Annotated in this window: 16 protein-coding genes and 1 pseudogene; 7 read left to right on the forward strand and 10 right to left on the reverse strand. The window is 49.6% G+C overall.

Annotation, left to right across the window (positions count from 1 at the left end):
* Nucleotides 1-327: 327 nt before the first annotated feature.
* Together fldB and AC2T0J_RS10495 are read right to left on the reverse strand one after the other, a co-directional pair.
* The gene (gene fldB / locus AC2T0J_RS10490; protein ID WP_489810081.1) at nt 328-870 is read right to left on the reverse strand and encodes a flavodoxin FldB; all 543 of its coding nucleotides are present in this window, start codon (nt 868-870) and stop codon (nt 328-330) included.
* Nucleotides 871-2778 (reverse strand): metallophosphoesterase family protein, encoded by a 1908-nt coding sequence (locus AC2T0J_RS10495; protein WP_489810082.1) that lies wholly within the window; start codon nt 2776-2778, stop codon nt 871-873.
* Nucleotides 2779-2930: 152 nt separating this feature from the next.
* Between AC2T0J_RS10495 and AC2T0J_RS10500 the strand changes: the two genes are divergently transcribed.
* The gene (locus tag AC2T0J_RS10500) at nt 2931-4070 is read left to right on the forward strand and encodes a hypothetical protein (RefSeq protein ID WP_489810083.1); all 1140 of its coding nucleotides are present in this window, start codon (nt 2931-2933) and stop codon (nt 4068-4070) included.
* A 437-nt stretch (nt 4071-4507) separates the two neighbouring features.
* Here the strand turns inward: AC2T0J_RS10500 and msrA are convergent, their stop codons facing one another.
* Nucleotides 4508-5059, reverse strand: a complete 552-nt coding sequence (msrA, locus tag AC2T0J_RS10505) for a peptide-methionine (S)-S-oxide reductase MsrA (RefSeq protein ID WP_489810084.1) — start codon at nt 5057-5059, stop codon at nt 4508-4510.
* 94 nt (nt 5060-5153) lie between these two features.
* On the opposite strand from msrA, the gene AC2T0J_RS10510 reads away from it, so the two are divergent.
* The 3 genes from AC2T0J_RS10510 to AC2T0J_RS10520 all read left to right on the forward strand — a co-directional run bounded on the left by AC2T0J_RS10510 (nt 5154) and on the right by AC2T0J_RS10520 (nt 7893).
* Nucleotides 5154-5561, forward strand: coding sequence for a thiol-disulfide oxidoreductase DCC family protein (locus tag AC2T0J_RS10510; RefSeq protein WP_489810085.1), 408 nt, complete (start codon nt 5154-5156; stop codon nt 5559-5561).
* Nucleotides 5558-6277, forward strand: coding sequence for an SDR family NAD(P)-dependent oxidoreductase (locus AC2T0J_RS10515; RefSeq protein ID WP_489810086.1), 720 nt, complete (start codon nt 5558-5560; stop codon nt 6275-6277). Before AC2T0J_RS10510 ends, AC2T0J_RS10515 begins: the two co-directional genes overlap by 4 nt.
* A 194-nt stretch (nt 6278-6471) precedes the next feature.
* Nucleotides 6472-7893, forward strand: a complete 1422-nt coding sequence (locus AC2T0J_RS10520; RefSeq protein WP_489810087.1) for a sodium-dependent transporter — start codon at nt 6472-6474, stop codon at nt 7891-7893.
* A gap of 24 nt (nt 7894-7917) precedes the next feature.
* Here the strand turns inward: AC2T0J_RS10520 and AC2T0J_RS10525 are convergent, their stop codons facing one another.
* Both AC2T0J_RS10525 and AC2T0J_RS10530 read right to left on the reverse strand, forming a co-directional pair.
* Nucleotides 7918-8754, reverse strand: coding sequence for an NAD-dependent epimerase/dehydratase family protein (locus AC2T0J_RS10525; protein ID WP_489810088.1), 837 nt, complete (start codon nt 8752-8754; stop codon nt 7918-7920).
* Between the two features lie 55 nt (nt 8755-8809).
* Nucleotides 8810-9613, reverse strand: coding sequence for a YggN family protein (locus AC2T0J_RS10530; RefSeq protein WP_489810089.1), 804 nt, complete (start codon nt 9611-9613; stop codon nt 8810-8812).
* 259 nt (nt 9614-9872) lie between these two features.
* On the opposite strand from AC2T0J_RS10530, the gene AC2T0J_RS10535 reads away from it, so the two are divergent.
* Nucleotides 9873-10064: a hypothetical protein gene (locus tag AC2T0J_RS10535; RefSeq protein ID WP_489810090.1), complete on the forward strand. Its 192-nt coding sequence runs from the start codon at nt 9873-9875 to the stop codon at nt 10062-10064.
* Nucleotides 10065-10123: 59 nt separating this feature from the next.
* Here the strand turns inward: AC2T0J_RS10535 and AC2T0J_RS10540 are convergent, their stop codons facing one another.
* From AC2T0J_RS10540 to yihG (AC2T0J_RS10550), 3 genes are read right to left on the reverse strand one after another with little or no spacing between them, the layout of a single operon-like run.
* The gene (locus AC2T0J_RS10540; protein WP_489810091.1) at nt 10124-11431 is read right to left on the reverse strand and encodes a mechanosensitive ion channel family protein; all 1308 of its coding nucleotides are present in this window, start codon (nt 11429-11431) and stop codon (nt 10124-10126) included.
* Nucleotides 11432-12328, reverse strand: coding sequence for a 1-acylglycerol-3-phosphate O-acyltransferase, YihG family (gene yihG / locus AC2T0J_RS10545; protein ID WP_489810092.1), 897 nt, complete (start codon nt 12326-12328; stop codon nt 11432-11434).
* Between the two features lie 3 nt (nt 12329-12331).
* Nucleotides 12332-13243 carry a 1-acylglycerol-3-phosphate O-acyltransferase, YihG family gene (gene yihG, locus AC2T0J_RS10550; protein ID WP_489810093.1) on the reverse strand — a complete coding sequence of 304 codons (912 nt, stop codon included), beginning with the start codon at nt 13241-13243 and terminating at the stop codon, nt 12332-12334.
* A gap of 272 nt (nt 13244-13515) precedes the next feature.
* On the opposite strand from yihG (AC2T0J_RS10550), the gene AC2T0J_RS10555 reads away from it, so the two are divergent.
* Together AC2T0J_RS10555 and AC2T0J_RS10560 are read left to right on the forward strand one after the other, a co-directional pair.
* On the forward strand, nt 13516-16245 hold the full coding sequence (locus AC2T0J_RS10555) for a glycoside hydrolase family 3 C-terminal domain-containing protein (protein ID WP_489810094.1): 2730 nt from the start codon (nt 13516-13518) through the stop codon (nt 16243-16245).
* A gap of 9 nt (nt 16246-16254) precedes the next feature.
* Nucleotides 16255-17379, forward strand: coding sequence for an endo-1,4-beta-xylanase (locus AC2T0J_RS10560; RefSeq protein ID WP_489810095.1), 1125 nt, complete (start codon nt 16255-16257; stop codon nt 17377-17379).
* Here AC2T0J_RS10560 and AC2T0J_RS10565 read toward each other — a convergent pair.
* Nucleotides 17308-17643 (reverse strand): annotated as a pseudogene (locus tag AC2T0J_RS10565) (DUF6445 family protein); the annotation flags it as partial. The gene AC2T0J_RS10560 and the pseudogene AC2T0J_RS10565 sit on opposite strands and share 72 nt — an antisense overlap.
* Nucleotides 17643-17858, reverse strand: coding sequence for a hypothetical protein (locus AC2T0J_RS10570; RefSeq protein WP_489810096.1), 216 nt, complete (start codon nt 17856-17858; stop codon nt 17643-17645). The gene AC2T0J_RS10570 and the pseudogene AC2T0J_RS10565, both read right to left, overlap by 1 nt.
* Between the last annotated feature and the right edge of the window lie 11 nt (nt 17859-17869).

The raw sequence follows: 17869 nt of genomic DNA on the forward strand, positions 1-17869 counted from the left end.
AATCTTAAGTTGAGCAAAGCGATACCAATCACCTTAGCGGATTGGCAGGGTTGCATTGATGCTAAGGTATTTACTGCTTAGTTAAGGAGCAAATGTGTTAGCTTGAATGGTTCATAAAGCGAAGTGCTCTGATTAAGAACGCTTTGCTTAAACGTGCTGGGACAGCGTACGTTTAATACACCCTGATCAGCAATATCAGTCTGACCGATCTCCATGATATTATGCTATCAGCCTGACCATTCAACTGACTATTGGTGGCTCCGGCGGTGACCGGTCAAATATCAAAATTAGAGCTGATGCAGGGGAAAGGTGATGTTCTCGTTGGTTTCAGAGCTCACTGAGTTCGGTTACCAGTTGAGTACACCATGTCAGGATCCGTTCATCAGTTTGATCATATTGATTTTCGTCGTCCAGTGACAGACCGACAAAGTGTGAACCATCCTCACAAAGTGCTTTGGAGTGAGTAAATTCGTAACCCTGATTAGGCCAGTAACCAATAAACTGACAACCTGCTGGCTTAAGCGCATCGTGCAGCATGCCCAGCGCATCCTGAAACCAGTCTGCATAACCGAGTTGGTCGCCCAAACCATAGAGTGCAACAATTTTGCCCGACAAATCGAGTTGATGAACGTCGTCCCAACTGGACTCCCAGTCTTCCTGCAACTCGCCAAAATCCCAGGTAGAAATACCCAGAATTAAAATGTCATAACCAGCGGTCTGACTCAGTGAAACATCCTTTATGTTATGCAACTCCACAATCGGCTCACCCAACAGGCTATTTAGCTGGTCCTGAATTTTCTCAGCCGCCATTTCCGTATAGCAAGTGGTTGAGCCATAAAACAGGCCAATTTTTAATGCGGTATCACTCATTTACTGTTCTCTTGCTGGTGTTTCGTCATCCGACAGTTCGTTGGTGAATTCTACCGTGTCGCCATTACTACACAAGGCAATACAACGAACATTTTCAATATCGGGATCAATCAGCATCTGGCCAATGGCCGACTGATTAAGCAGTGCAATACTGTCGTTGCTACCAGGATGGCGGTCGTGTACCGACATATTTCGTCGCCGGGTAAAAATATTGAGTGGTGAACGAGTCCCGTAAAACCATTGATTGAATCGGTCGAGCCAACGAATAAGGGTATTCGGGAAGGTGTTTTTAATGCCACTACAGGTAAACTGGGTGATTTCAGGGCTATTTCGGCTGAAACGCAAACGCACATCGTAAACAAAGGAATAATGTACGTCGCCAGACAGAATAATAAAGTGCGGAGGCGTTTTATAGTGTCTGAAGATATTCAGAATCACACTGGCAGTACCTTTATGCGCCATCCAGTTTTCCGCATCTACCGTTAACGCTTTGCCGGCCAGGGTGAATAGTTTTTGAATAACCTCGATAAACTTTACCCCGTAAATGGGGGCGGCAGACACCACAATAACGGCGTCCTGACCGATAAGTTGATGCTGAAATTCACACAACGCTTCCCAGTCCATCAGACCTGATGGTTTATCAAGGCTGGATTCACTGCGCCAACGTCGGGTTCGGGTATCTAAAACATGTAAAGGTGGCTGGGTATCCAACTGGTAATGCCATTGCTCCCAGTCGAATAACGCGTCGATGAAGGCGGAGTGGTTTAGGATGCCGGAGGCAGTGAAGCTCTCATTTGCGAGCTTTTCTATGGCGCAAAAACTCTCGGGCTGATTTGCCCAGCCCTGACAAAGCCAGTAGCCGGCCAGGGCATTGCCTACCATACGACGGGATAACGGATGTCCGTATACCTCCTGCTCCCAGCCCCGGGTCAGGTTCCAGTCATCGGTGACATCATGATCGTCAAATATCATGTAGGTAGGAATGTGCGCCAGCGCCCGGCGAACCAGCGGTAATGATAGGCTGAACTGCTCTATAATGCCTGCTTCGCGGCTAAATAAGGTCTGGTGAACGGAGTCGACATCGTCGGCGTTAAATGAGATATCAGCCCACAGTGAATCCGACCATACCAACAAGTACATCGCGATCACTTCCGCCAGTCCAATAAGGTGATTCTGCGCGTTAACCGAAGTAAACACCGGTTTTTTCTTGGCGCCAAAAAAGAGTTTGGATAACGCCGTGTTGGTGGCTACCTGAGGCAGAATTTGCTGGCGGTGATAATAACAGTAAGGATGACCATCCAATTGGGCTGTGGATTCAACGATGGCCTCATCGAGGTCTTCATGAAATAACCCCAGTCGCCTGATGGTTTGCATAATCGCCTGAAGCATGGGGCCGGCTACGTCATCAGCGTAGATTTGATCGCCGGTCATCAGCAGTAGGTCAGGTCTCTGCGCGCCGCCCTCACATGCCTGATGAATGAGTTCATCCACCCGCACCAGGCTGTCTTCTGACGGGTGATGCGGTTTGCGACAACTGCCATGAAGCACATTGGATAACACGCCGGGCACGCGGAAATGCAGGTCGGCCTGGCCAGGGTAGCACAACGACGGTAACGCGCTTTGCCAACGCTTTTGTTGCTCAGGTTGGTCAAAATTGAGCTGGTAATGATACAGGGTATCGGTCGTCAGAGGCGTTTGTGGTGCACAGGTCACCACGTGAATAAACGCTTTCTTTCCCACCTGAATAACGCGGTCGGTGCTTTCACTGCTATGTTGCTGGCGGGCCTGATACACAGATACATCAATATCGGCCGGTTCACTGGTAACCAGCCACAAGGTAAAACCAGTCTGTTGCGTATGCCTTAAAACAGGACCGGCGATAACAAGAGGAAGGGGTGATGAGGTCAAAACTGCTCCTGTAGTAGTTACTGCCAGACTATACGGTGCTGTTCGGTTTCAGGCAAGTGCGCTTAACCGCTCAAGTCGTTTGCTTAACGGCCTTGACCGTAATGTGCCAGTGAGCGACGATAACCGCAAAATGACTACGGATTGGACCTGACATGAAATCAGCCTGGTTTTTAAGCCTGGTAGCCGCAGGCTTGCTAAGTGCCTGCAGTAACGACAAGCAACCTACCGAAAATAACCAACTTAAGGGAACGCCAAAAGAGCATGTACTGGCTGGCGCCTGGATAATGGAAGCGGCTGGAGGAGTGATGCTCGACCCGCAAACCTCCGGACTGACCCATGCTGATGGGATGCTCTACACCATCTCCGATGGCAGTGCAAAAGAGTATCAACGCCGCCGGCTGCACAAAATCGACCCTGCCAGCGCGACTTTAGCGCCACGTCCCGACGATATGGGCATGGCAAGCCGTGTTCGCCGCAGCTGTTTCTCCCAGTATCTGGCTGACGAGCCCGATCTGGAAGCCCTGGTGGCCGACCCCGAACGGCCCAAAGTGTTTTACACCGTCACTGAGGATGCCACGCGCACTGGTGCATTGTCGGACCGCTGTCAGCAACGCTATGAGGCAACCGGCTCAACCGATTACCCTACATTGCTGGTGCGCATTGAGCAGCACGACAGCGGCAACGCTACCATGACACACGTGCGCCCCCTGCAGTTTCCCCTCGATTTCGCCGTCGGCGATTTTCCGAATGACGGCATAGAAGGCATGGCATTGGGCCCAAATCGTACCTTATACCTGGCCCTTGAACGGGACAATGCGGGCAATCCGCGGGTATTTTCGGTCACCCTGGACGACGATTTCTGGGACAGCGGTGACTTTGCCGTAGTGACCGATCCGGGGCTGCAGGTCCCTGCGTTCGACAGTGGCCGCCACCCCATCAACGGACTGGAGTATTATCAGCCAGCCGGTGCTGACAGCGGCTTTTTACTTGCCGCCGCGCGTAACGATAACGAGTTGTGGGTGATTGACGCTGCGGGGCACAAGCCAACCCGGAAAATCCCATTGCAATTCAGTGCCCCCAGTGGCGATCCACAAAACTGCGTAGAGCAGGAAGTAATGGACAATGCTTCAATTGAAGGGCTGGCAGTGATTGGTGATACCCTGTGGATGGTGAACGACCCATGGAAAGTCAACTATATGAAAAACCTGCAATGCGAGGCTAATCGTGCTCGCTACGAAGGTATGGCGCCATTGTTGTTCAGCATGCCGCTGGATGCCAGCTGGTTTAATTAGGTAAAGAAATAGAGCGGGCTGGGATTTACCAGTCCATTTTGTTTTCAGCCCTTAACAACCTACTCCAGTACGTTGTTATCAATCCAAGTAGGGCCTTGCTGCACAGATATAAGCTAGCAAAGAAAGATGTTTATAGATTGTTGTCGGAGTCGCCGACAGCGACCAGAGGGGGTTGTGCGACCCCCTCTGGACTCCCCGCAGCCCTTATCAGTGAAAAGCGTCATCGTCTCTGGCAGAACAAACTAGACAGTCAATGACGGCACGTCCCTGTGCCGCATCGACTGAATCCCCATCCGTGATGATTCTTCTAGTTTGTTATGTATGCCAGAAACGATGACAACACTGAAGAAGGGCACAAATATTTTTCTTTCTTCGATTTAAATAGGGTCCGCTATAGGGGAATAAAGCAAACCCACTTTCTTTAGAAGGTAGATTCTTTAACGTAAACGTTCGGCAAAGGTCTTTTTGAACTTCGCCAGTTTTGGTGCGACAACCATAGCGCAGTATTGATTTTGCGGATTATTTTTAAAGTAAGACTGATGGTAATCTTCCGCGTCTGAATAATTAGATAACGGCACTACCTCGGTCACGATAGGATCTGGCCAGACCTGGTCGTCAGTCATTTCCTGAATAATCGCTTCTGCTGCGGCTTTCTGTTCCTCGTTATGATAAAACACCGCGCTGCGATATTGCTTGCCCACATCATTACCCTGGCGGTTTAACTGGGTTGGGTCATGCAGTGCAAAAAAGATTTCGAGAATTTCCCGATAACTGATTTGGTCCGGATAGTAAGTAAGCTGTACCACTTCCGCGTGGCCGGTATCGCCTTTACAAACGGCCTCATAACTGGGTGAGTCGGTGTGGCCACCGGCATAACCGGAGGTCGCCAGTTTAATGCCCTGAACCTGGTTAAAGGCTGATTCGATACACCAGAAGCAGCCGCCGGCCAGCGTGGCGGTTGCAGTGATTTCTGTCGCTGTGGTTGTCATAAAAAACTCCGCGTTTTTGTAATGCATGAAGTGTGGTGGCGTAAAGACAGTTCTTCAAGTCATCCAGGCGATAAATTTGTGCGTATAAGGAGGCATGAATACGAAAACAACCCCACAACTCACCATATTCTATGACGGCGGTTGCCCGCTATGTGCCATAGAAATGCGCCATCTGAAACGCCTCAATGAAGATAATAAGCTTGGCTTTGTCGATATTATGGCGGCGGACTTTGCGCAGCGTTTTCCTGAGCTGGACTGGCAGGCCCTCAATGACCGCATTCACGCTATGCGAGCCGATGGCTCCATGCTCATTGGCCTGGATGTCACCTACGAAGCCTGGCGGCTGGTGGGGAAAGGCTGGCTGTATGCGCCACTGCGCTGGCCATTGGTTAAACCGCTGGCCGACCGCTTTTACCTGTGGTTTGCCAAACATCGTTACCGTATTTCCTATTTGTTAACCGGGCAAAAGCGTTGCCAGCAGTGTGAGCTCAAAAAACCATGAATGTATTAGTGATTGGCAGCAGCGGTGCAATAGGAAAGGCGATTGCGTGGCAAATGCACAAGCAATTTCCACAGGCTACCGTTTACGCGGTTTCGCGTAAGGGGCAGGAGATCAGCGGCGCGGAAGCAAACCTGAAGTCGGTACAGCTGGACACAACGGATGAACAGGCGGTTACCGGGTGGCTGGCTGAATGCAAACAACACGACATGCAGTTTCACCATGTGGTGTGTACCACCGGCATATTGCATGACAACGAGGTGCAGCCAGAAAAACGGCTTGAAGACATCACGCCTGAAGCGTTGCAGCATTACTTCGCCATTAACACCGTGCTGCCGATGCTGTGGGTAAAGCAGTTGGTTGGCTTTTTTCCATCTGAACACTCAACCTTAGCCGTGTTAAGCGCCCGGGTTGGCAGTATCGAAGATAATGGTCTCGGCGGCTGGTATGGTTACCGGGCTTCAAAGGCGGCGCTCAATATGCTGATTAAAACAGCTGCAGTGGAATATAAGCGGCGAGCCAGGCAGACCAGCCTGATTTGCTATCACCCGGGCACCGTGGATTCGCACTTATCAGAGCCTTTTCAGCGTAACGTAAAACCGGAAAAACTGTTTACACCTGAATTTACGGCGCAGCAACTGGTCGCTATTATTCAGCAACGTGAAGTTGAACACAGCCCTTACTTTCTTGACTGGGACGACAAACCTATTCCCTGGTAAGTGGCGCGTACAGCGCTTGCCGCCTTCTGGCAGATTGCTTCCGATGAAACCCAAGACTTTTTTACAGGGTATTGATAGTATGCCTGTTGGAAAAAATCGGACGACAGGACGCAGCCAACCGTCATTACCAATAAAAGAAGTTGTGCGCACCGTTCCGAAGTAAAGCAACAATAAAAATCACAAGAGGAACTTATATGAGCGGGACCAGAGAACAGTTCGGATCGCGCCTTGGATTTATTCTGGCCGCCGCAGGCTCTGCGGTAGGTATTGGCAACCTGGTGGGATTTCCGGTCGGCGCTGCAAAAAATGGTGGCGGCGCATTCCTGCTGATGTATGCCATTTTTGTATTCGCTATTTGTTTACCGGTGATGATGGCTGAAATGTCGGTGGGACGGCATACCAAGAAAGATCCGCTGGGAGCCTATTCTGATCTCACCGGCAATTCGGCAAAGTGGAAGATCGCCGGTTGGTTGTCTATCGTTACGCCCTTTATGATTGCCGTGTTTTATCTGGTGATTACGGTATGGATATTTGGTTACTTGTTTTATGCGGTGACCGGCGATTTAGAATTACTCGCCGATCCCGCTACCTTCGGCAACTTTATTAACTCGCCGGTAATTTTTGCTTACATGGCAGCTGTTTTGGGCATTATGTACGGCATTTTACAGGGCGGGGTGAAACAAGGCATCGAGAAAGCCGCCAAGCTACTGATGCCCACTTTGTTTGTAATGCTGGTGTTACTGGTTATTTTCGTACTTACCCGCGACAACGCTATGGCCGGAGTGAGTTTTTATCTGGTACCGGATTTCACCAAAATTAATGCATCGGTGATCAACGGCGCCCTATCGCAGGCGTTCTTCTCGTTAAGTCTGGGGATGGGGATCATGATTACCTACGGTAGTTACATTGATAACCAGTCCGACATTCCTAACTCGGCTAAATTAGTCGCGATTACTGACACGGCGGTAGCGTTTACGGCCGGTCTGATGATTTTGCCCGCGATATTTTCGTTTAATCCGAATATTGATACTACCGAGCTGAGTGAATCATCAATAAGCATGATCTTCTCATTCTTGCCACAGATATTTCTGGCTTTACAAACCAGTATCGGATTCATTGGTGCCAGTATCGTGGCCAGCATCTTCTTCCTGCTGGTTTTCTTTGCCGCCATTACTTCCCTGGTCTCTATCTTTGAGGTGCCCGTAGCAGCTTTAATGGACGAAAAAGACTACAGCCGTCGCAAGTCGTTATTGGTTCTCGGTGTGCTGCTGGTGATCTTAGCCGCGTTATGCGCATTGTCGTTTGGTTTTGTGCCGGCCCTGACTGCGTTCACCGCTTACGCCGGAGCAGATAAGTCATTCTTCGATGTGGTGTATGACGTATTCTACGACACGATTTTGCCACTCAATGGCCTGCTGATTTGTATTTTTGTGATGTATCGCTGGAAACGTCATAATTTCAACAAGGCATTGCAGGTCGGTGCGCCTAACTACAAAGGCAGCTGGGTTGAACGCTATGTGGATATCTCAGTGGGGACCTTTATTCCGCTTATCCTGGCGGTGATATTCGTTAATACGGTAGCGCTGAAATATCTCGGTGTCAGTCTGATTGGCTAATTTTCGCCGGCGTCAGGCCGGCCATCAGGCCAGCTGCATTGTCCACGGTGTGGGATAAGAAAGCGTTAATCCCAGGCCGCTAAGGGTTGCCCCGGGATTAATTTGTTTACCTGAAGGCACACTTTCGCTGGTTAATTCGTCACTAAATTCAACGGCTGGTAACCCCAGCCGTTTTGCCATTTGCGGATAATATTCACCGCGCATGGGGTGCCCATCGCTACATAAATGCCAGAGCTTGTTGGCGGGCTTTTGCGTCATAAGGGCATGGATAACCTTTACCACATCATCCACATGTACCAGGTTGACTACCTGAGTCGCGCCACTGAGTGTTCTGCCTGCCAGAGTGTTTACCGGGTGCCGGTCGGGCCCGGTCAGGCCGGCCAGGCGTAATAGATAACCCGAGTCCGGTGCTGTGGTCTGAATCCATTGCTCAATTGCTACGTGGGCTTCACCCGACGCGGTGTTCGGGGCAGGCGTAGTGTTTGTAGTGATAATGCCTTCCTGATCACCATAAACCGATGTGGTACTGATAAAAATAAGTTGCTTGGGCGGTACCTGACTGTATAACGCGGTTATTAGTTGCTGCATCGCTGAGGTAAATTGACTCAAGTCGGTATTGCGTCTGCCCGGCGGAATATTAAGAATAAAGGTACTGTCAGGAGCTACCGCGAGAAGCGCTTCAGGGTTATTTCCCAGCGCAAAAGAGATGGCGTGAATACCTTGTTGATTTAAGTGCCTGGCTTTGTCTTCGCTACGGGTAGTACCGTAGATACTCATCTGGGAACGGAAATGGCTGGCGAGATATCCTCCCAGCCAGCCACAACCACACAGTATGAGTTTATTTTCTTGTTGGGATGTCATGTGCGCTACCGTTTTTTTGTTTGGCTCAAGCTTAACATTTCCGGTAGCGATTTCATTATTGTTTCAGCGCAGACTTACCGGTGGTTTCCAGTAAATCCAGCCCAGACAATCCAGCGATGTTCTTTTGCATGCGTGATTCGGCATAGTCAGCTTTAGCAAGCACGGTGCATAATGCTTCGGCTTTGCTTTCCAGTGCATCAGTCTGGCCTTCAACACGTTGTTCAAACATTTCACCAAAGTTTTCCATACGGCCGGCAAAAGCTTCCATGTCGCCGTCCTCAAACAGCATCTGGCGGCCAATTGCCATTAACAGGTGACCGGTAGAACGCTCAACCAGAGATTCAATTTTTTCATCAAACTCTTCGCTCCATGCCGCATCAGCCCAGTCGCCGTCCAGCCCCGTGCTGTCAAATTTATAAGTGCCATCGGCGGCGTAGAAACGCTCGTCAATCCGGGTCGACAGATCGGTGAACAGCGTATCAAAATCCTCAGTAAGGTCATTATCTTCACCCAGCAGTTCAGTGAATACTTCGGTGATGGCGAAGCTGGCAATCTTGATGCCGTCACGGGCAATTTCAACTGTCATGGGGATGGCGGTTTCAATACTGCTGTAATAATCAGACACCCAGCGTTGTTCGTCGTTATCCAGGTTTACTGCCTGATTATCAACGTATAGCTGGTGACTTGGCGTGATCAGAACCTTCTCGCCACTTTCGGTGGTGATGGTCAGATCGCCATGATCAAAGGTTACCGAGCCGTGCAGTTCCATATTACATTTATTATCAACTTCAACGTGTGCCAGTGCAGGTTGAGCAATCAAGGCGGTCGTTAAAATTAATGATGCAGCAACAGTTTTCATGGTTATCCTCAATTTTGCTTTTAAACAATACGAATGTCGTATCGCAATTCACAGGCCAATCTGTTAAATTTTTATAAAACAATGGGTTATGTTTTTTGTTGTACTAAAGTTGAGAATTTATTCCCTATTGTTTTGGAAGTAACACTAATTATTAGCATATTTGACCATGTTCATTATTCAGCGGAATATTGATTTTGCGCATGTTCATTTTTGTTTCCTTAGTGCATAATACGCGCAGAATTTTTATAGGGTAAAGATTATGAGTGACTGGATTGATGCAATTTTATTTGGTGTTGCGTTAGTAGCGTTTACTTTAGGCATGAGCAGCATAGTCATGGGCTTTATGTCTGGCAAAGAGGGCAGCGAAGCCCTGCACGAGCGCATTGAAATGGGTTATCTGGGTGTTAGTGGCCTGGTGATCAGCCTGTTGATGCTCTACGTCATCAGCTAATTAACGGCTCATCGACTTTCGGTAAAGAAAAAGCGCTCTTCAAGAGCGCTTTTTTTGTGTCAGTCTTTTACTGTCTCAGGGGCTTTATCCGTATGATTTTGTTGGCTTGCCGGGCCCGACAGAGCGGCCAGGTGACTGTCACGCTGATAGGCTCTTAGTTCAAACAACGGCAGCATGGCCATGATATGGTCGAAAATATCCGCCTGAACCTTCTCGTAGGCCACCCAGGACTTATCCCGGCAAAAGCAATACACTTCCAGCGGTAATCCTAACTCATTGGGCGGCAGTTGCCGGACCATCAGCGTCATGTCCTGATTGATTTTGGGGTGTTTGTCCAGATAGGCTTCCAGATAAGCGCGAAATGTACCAATGTTGGTTAACGCACGACGATTGAGTAAGTCACCCTCATCAATAGAATTGTCTTTATGATAACGCTGTAGTTCGTCAATTTTACTTTTGATGTAATCAGCAATAAAACGAATTTTTGCTACCTTTTGCAGGCTCTTCTCATCGTAAAGACGGATTGAATGGATATCGATATACACGGCGCGCTTGATGCGCCGCCCGCCTGACTCCTGCATGCCGCGCCAGTTTTTAATCGCTTCGTTGGTCAGTGAATAGGTTGGAATGGTGGAAATGGTATTGTCCCAGTTTCTGACCTTGACGTTGGTTAGTCCCAGCTCGATGATTTCGCCATCAACGCCAAACTTGTCAACCTGGATCCAGTCGCCATTGTTGAATAAACGGTTAGCGGTAATCTGGATGCCCGCTACAAATCCCAGAATAGTGTCACGGAATATCAGTAGCAGTACTGCAGCAATGGCGGTCAGGCCGGAGAGCAGTAACAGCGGGCTCCGCTCTACGATAAGCGATACGCTGAGTAACATCAGCACAATAAACAGCACTAGCTTGGCGACCTGAACAAAACCAGTAATCGATGCCTGTGCCGCAAAAGGAGTGGAGTTATACCAGTCTTCAAAGGTATTCAGTAACGCACTCACCGACAATGCTGCGACGGTCATCAAATACAATAATGAGCCTTTCAGTAACACGGTGTACAGCAGACTGTCGCTGGTCAGCAGCACATGAGTACTGGCAAAAATGATTAGCGCTGGCGCCAGGTGAATGAGTCGTTTGAAGAAGCCATGGCTGTGCAGTGCGTCATCCCAGTGGGTTTTGCTTCTCAGGATAAAGCGGGTGACAAACGAATTCAGCATGACCCGGCTAACTAACAGGCCGGTAACAGCCAGTACAAAAATGAGTAATAAGGAAAAGCTGTTGTACAGCGAACCGTTTAATACGATGTCGGTATCAACCTGCCTGAGCAGTCTAACGAAGTTTTCCCGAAGCGTTTCCGCTGTGACCATTTAATTACCCTTTTTTAATCCAATAATGTTGCGGTCTTTATCCTGCCACAGGGTATTTACCCATTGCTGGAAGCCGGCTTTAAACTGTGCATCGGTATAATAGTCGCCAATGGCTTGGGCTGGAATGTCAATCACATTCACATCCACAATGATTCGTCGCATTTGACCACTTAACATGGCCAGCATGGGATGCTTTGGATTATCCGGATAAAGCAGTGAAATATCCAGGATATTGGTAAACAGCTCGCCCATTGTTGCTAGAGTGAAAGCAATACCCCCGGCTTTTGGCGGCAACAGCTGCTGATAGGGGCTTTTTTTACTGGCATGCTTGGCCGGGGTAAACCTTGTGCCTTCAACAAAGTTGATCACCGTGGTGGGCTTGTGGCGAAATTTCTGGCAATAGCGTTTGGTCGTGTCGATATCAGTGCCCCGTTTATGCGGATATTTTTTAAGATAGGCTGGCGAATAGCGCTTCATAAATGGCATTTCCAGTGCCCAGGCAGCAAGCCCAACAAACGGAAGCCAGATGAGTTCTTGTTTTAAGAAAAACTTGGGGGCCGGGATCCTGAATGCCGAAAACTCAATGAGCAGGACGATATCCAGATAACTCAGGTGATTGGCAATAATCAGGTACCAGTTTTCTTTACTCAGCTGACCCCGCACCCGGTAATCAAGGGTGACCGGATTAAATAGTCGGATAAGCGCCAGACTGCATTTACCAAAACATAGCATATAAAAGTTCATCAGTGGTGCCAACGCGCGTTGTACTGCCGGAATGGGCAGCACAAAACGCAGCAAACCAAACATGATGACCAGGCCCCCCCACAAGGCCAGGTTAGCCAGTTGCAGAGGCAAATGGATAATAAATATTAGCGGGGACAGTATTGCTCTTAGCATTACTTACACCGTCTTCCAGTTTTCTAATCGCTGATCTTTCGCGCGCCATTGGGCATTGAGCCATTGCTGAAAACGGGCGCGTTGTTCCGGATTTTCAAAGTATTCCATGACCTTTATATCTTCCGGGAACAGCCCTTTCAGAGGTTTTACATCTACGTGCAGCTTTATGTTTCTGACCGAGCCGTTAATGAAATCCCAGAAAGAGGGAGTACCGGCCGGATAAAAAATGGTGACGTCGATAAACTGATGAAGTTGGCCACCCATGGCATTGAGCACAAACGCAATACCTCCTGCCTTGGGTTTTAACAGGTGTTTAAACGGCGACGATTGGCGGGCATGTTTTTCTTCGGTATAGCGCGTTCCTTCCACAAAATTCATAATGCTGGCGGGTTTGTACTTAAATTTCTCGCAAGCCTTTTTGGTGGTTTCCATGTCTTTCCCTTTTAAATGCGGGTTTTTGGCCAGAAACGATTTGCTGTAGCGGCGCATAAAGGGAAAGTCCAGCGCCCACCAGGCCAGACCTAAAAGGGGCACCCAGATCAGTTGCTGTTTAAGGAAAAATTTCAAAAATGGGATTTCACGGTTAAATATACGCTGAAGTAATAAAATGTCGACCCAGGATTGATGATTGGCAATGACCAGGTACCAGTCATTACGGGCTAGCCCTTCCAGCCCAGAGACTTCCAGCGTGGTGCGGCTGAATATTCGCTGATTAAAATTATTAACGCTGATCCAGCCTACGGCGCAGGCATCCAGCAGATAGGTCATAAAGGTCCGCCAGGGTTTGAGCGGAACAACAAGCTTTAACACCGCCAGGGCCAACACTAATGGTACCCAGAACAGCGTATTGAGCCCATAAAGTAGCGCCGACAGCGCGCCGTTGAGGCTATGAAACAGGGTTTTCACTACAGTCATCTTACCAGTTGCAAAATTGCGCACAGTGTAACGTAAACCGGGCTTAAAACCGATACTTAATCGAGTTAAGTAGGGATAAAAGTATATTCAGAGGGTGTTTTCATTGTGACTACTGAAACGCCCGGTGCGTGCCAGTTAAAGGGACATGAATGAAGTAAGATTCAACGGTAAGTCTAGCGTTTTTTAACTTTTTGTTTACGTTTTGCCGTCCTTTGATTGTGCCTGGTAACCCATCAGGTATGGTGCCAGTAATTCAATTGTTGAGGCATCCGATGAAACTACCCATCCACAAAAAAAGCACTATCGACCTGCGAGCCAAATGCCGGCTGGCAACCTGGCTGACTCTGGCTCTTACCCTCAGCGCTTGTAGCGAAAGTAATACTACAAACAGTGTAAATGAGAGTGAAAACTCACAAACTGAGCAGGTTCTGCCGTATCAGGATACGTCATTGCCGATGAATCAACGGGTCAATGACCTGGTGAGCAGAATGTCGTTGGCAGAAAAAGTGGCTCAAATGTACAACGATGCACCGGCCATCGAGCGGCTGGATGTACCCGCCTACGACTATTGGAATGAGGCATTACATGGTGTAGCCCGGGCAGGTGAGGCAACGGTTTTCCCCCAGGCCATTGGTATGGCAGCGATGTGGGACAAAGCGTTGCTCAATCAGGTTGCCACGGTAATCTCCGATGAAGGACGCGCGAAGCACCATGCCTTCAAGCAAGAAGGTTTGAGCTACCGCTATACGGGTTTAACCTATTGGTCGCCGAACATAAATATATTCCGCGATCCGCGTTGGGGGCGGGGCCAGGAGACCTACGGTGAAGACCCTTTCCTGACCGGCGAGCTGGGCGTAGCGTTTATTAATGGCCTGCAGGGCGATGACGAAACTTACTTAAAAACTGCTGCTACGGCCAAACACTATGCGGTACATAATGGTCCGGAAATATCACGTCATTCAGACGATTATGTCGTTTCCGATAAGGATCTCTACGAAACTTACCTGCCTGCTTTCGAAAAGGCGGTAGTAGAGGCCGACGTCGAAGCCGTAATGTGTGCCTACAACCGGGTGAACGGTCTGCCGGCCTGTGGCTCCGATCGGTTGTTAAAGGAAATCCTGCGCGGCAGTTATCAGTTTGACGGGCATGTAATGTCTGATTGTGGTGCCATTGCTGATTTTTACGACCCTAAAGCGCACAACGTAACGTCCTCGCCGGCGGCAGCTGCAGCCTGGGCGGTAAAAAGCGGTACCGATTTGAATTGCGGAACAGGGCGTCTGAGCAGTTTTGCTAACCTTACCTTTGCCGTACAGAAAGGCTTTATTGAGGAGTCGTTGATAGACCAGGCGGTAGGTCGCCTGATGATGACCCGGTTTAAGCTGGGTATGTTTGATCCCGACCGTGACGTGCCCTTTGCTGATATTCCGATAGAGGTGGTAGGGTCTGAAGAACATCTGGCACTAACGCAAAAAGCGTCGGAACGTTCCCTGGTCTTGTTGAAAAACAATGGTGTGCTACCTCTTAAGCCTGATGTCAAAGTGGCAGTGATCGGACCCAACGCGGATAATCAGGATGTTCTGCTGGGTAACTACAATGGTCTGCCGGTCAATCCGGTTACCGTACTTCAGGGCATTAAAAACTACACGGGCAATGAGGCAGTTCCTTATGCTCCCGGCAGTGCCCTGATTGACGACATTTACGGCCACTGGCAAATCCTGGATGATTCGGTGTTGTTCCATCGGGATGAAACCGGCGAATTAAGCCCCGGGGTGAAGGTGGAATACTATGCCGTCGCGCGTGAACCTATTACCGATTTCTCCTCATTAAGAGTGCCAGCTAAACAAACGGGAAGCGCAGTAAATTCTGAGTTACTAAGTAAATTGCAAATTCGTCCCCTGCGTTCGCCGGTTAGCGGGAAGTGGCTGGATGATTTTGCCATGGTGGCACGCGGCCAGCTTGTGCCACAGGAGTCGGGCAGTTACCGATTTGACGGGCCGGGTGAAGTTACCCTTAATGGTGAAGTGGTAAACGGCGCGGTGGAGCTTAATGCAGAGCAAAGCTACGACTTTAAAGTCAGTCATATGGTCGTCTCCAATCCGGTTAGTAATACCGCTGGCGGCCTGCGGGCAGAGTGGCAGTTACGTTGGGTAAACGAAAGTACAGACTTGCAAAAAGAGGCAATTGCCAAAGTACAGCAAGCCGATGTCGTGGTAATGGCTGTTGGCATTTCGCCTCGCATCGAAGGGGAGGAAATGCCGGTAAAACTGGAAGGGTTTAACTATGGCGATCGCACTAGTATTGACTTACCAGCGGAGCAACAGGCACTGATTAAAGCGGTAGAAAAGCTCGGCAAGCCTGTCGTGCTGGTTAACTTCAGTGGCAGTGCCATGGCGCTTAACTGGGAACAGCAAAATATCGATGCGATCATTCAGGCGTTCTACCCAGGTGAAGCGACCGGCACTGCCCTGGCCCGGATCCTGTGGGGAGAGGTGAATCCTTCCGGGCGCTTGCCGGTTACCTTCTACAAAAATCTTGATGGCTTTGCGCCACTGGATGATTATGCCATGGCTAATCGCACCTATCGCTACTTTGAAGGAGATGTACTCTATCCTTTCGGCTACGGTCTCGGCTACAGCACAATGCAATACAGCAGTTTACAAGCGCCTGCAACGCTGTCATCAGGTGAAGATTTAACCCTGCAAGTAACGCTTAACAACCTGGGGGAGCAGGCAGCCAGTCAGGTTACCCAGGTTTATGTGAGTATGCCGGATGCACCGGTGAACACACCGAAGCTCAGCCTCAAAGGCTTTACCCGCACGGATATTGGCGCGGGCGAACAACTGACGGTTTCACTCACTCTTAGCGCGGACGAGTTGGTATACATCAACGAACAGGGACAAAAAGTGCCTTATGTCGGCGCTCTCGATGTATACATGGGAGATGGTCAGCCAGGCTACGGTAATCCGGATGCGGTTGCCCACTCACGTATTGCGTTGCAGTAAAGGAGCCTGATGATGTTGAGTCGTCTGACGGCCTCGTTAATTCTGCCGTGTCTTGTTGCCAGCTGCGCCGCGAAGGCGGGAGCCGGTCTGGCCGACAAATATGAAGCTCAATTTCTGATTGGTACAGCGGTGAAATCAAGCGATCTGAGGTCAACGTTGCCGGCTAAGCAGGCACCTGTTTGTCGTGAATTTAATGCTTTCACCGCCGAAAATGCGATGAAATGGCAGCATGTTCAGCCAGAGCCAGGCGTTTTTTCCTTTGCCATGGCCGATCAGTTAGTCCGCATTGCTCAGCAATGTAACGGTAAAGTGATTGGCCACACGCTGGTGTGGCATCAGCAAACACCTGACTGGGTGTTTGAGGATGAGGCAGGCAAGGCGGTGAGTCGGGAGGTTTTACTCGCCCGCCTGCGCGAGCATATATATACCCTGGTGAGCCGCTATAAAGGGCAAGTGACAGGCTGGGATGTAGTGAATGAAGCACTGAATGAAGACGGCTCCTTGCGTGATACGCCCTGGAGGCGGATCATCGGCGACGACTACATTGAATACGCTTTTAAATATGCCAAACAGGCCGATCCATCCGCTGAGCTGTATTACAACGATTACAATCTGTATAAGTCGCCAAAAGTGGCGGGCGCAATCAGGCTGGTTAAACAACTAGCCAGCAAAGGTATTCAGGTAGATGCCGTGGGCATGCAAGGCCATTATTCGCTGTTTTATCCCGCGCTCAGCGACGTTGAGCATAGCATTATTGCCCTGATTGACGCCGGAACCCAGGTAGCCATTACCGAACTGGACGTCACAGTACTACCGCTTCCGGAAAATGCCCATACCGGCGCGGATATAACCCAGAGTTTTACCGCGCACCCGGTTTACGACCCTTATACGGCTGGCTTACCGGAGAAACAGCAGCAATTGCTGGCCAGCAAATATAAAGAATTGTTTGGTCTGTTTCTGAAACACGCCGGGCACATTAGCCGAGTCACCTTGTGGGGCAGTACCGACGGTGATTCATGGCGCAATAACTGGCCTATTCGAGGGCGAACGGATTATCCGCTGCTACTGGACCGTGAGGGCAAACCCAAAGCTGCCTACCTGGCAGTATCTGAGTTGGCTACCCACAATCACTAACGCAGAAACGCAGAAACGCAGAAACGCAGTGACAGTAAAGCGTGCGTTATAGGGATTTAAATTGCGAACAAAGTCTTTGGGAATATTCCCGGAGTGAAGTATCGCACAGGGGGAAACCACTGCCCGGTTAAACTTACAGGGCACCTGTAAAACCCGCTCAAACAGCGGCGTATCACCGTTAATGTAGCCAGGCTCAGGCGACTGCGCGCGCAAATGTCTGGCCAGATTTTGTTGATAGGCCGCGCAACCTGACTCCGTTATCGCTACATGCCCGGTAGGTTTGTAGCGGTAAAAGCTGGTTCCACCAAACGCAGGTGAGCAGAGGTTTTGGCGATAAACTCGGCCTGGCCTGGCATGTAATTCACGGATTTTCTGACGACCCGCTGGATCCCTTCAAGGCGTCGGGCCAGTTTATCATCCGGAAAAATGTCTGCCAGCGCGTGATATCCCTCAGGACGAAGACCTTGCCCATACATCACTTCAAACCAGC

The organism is Alteromonas sp. ISO5 (assembly GCF_058105165.1).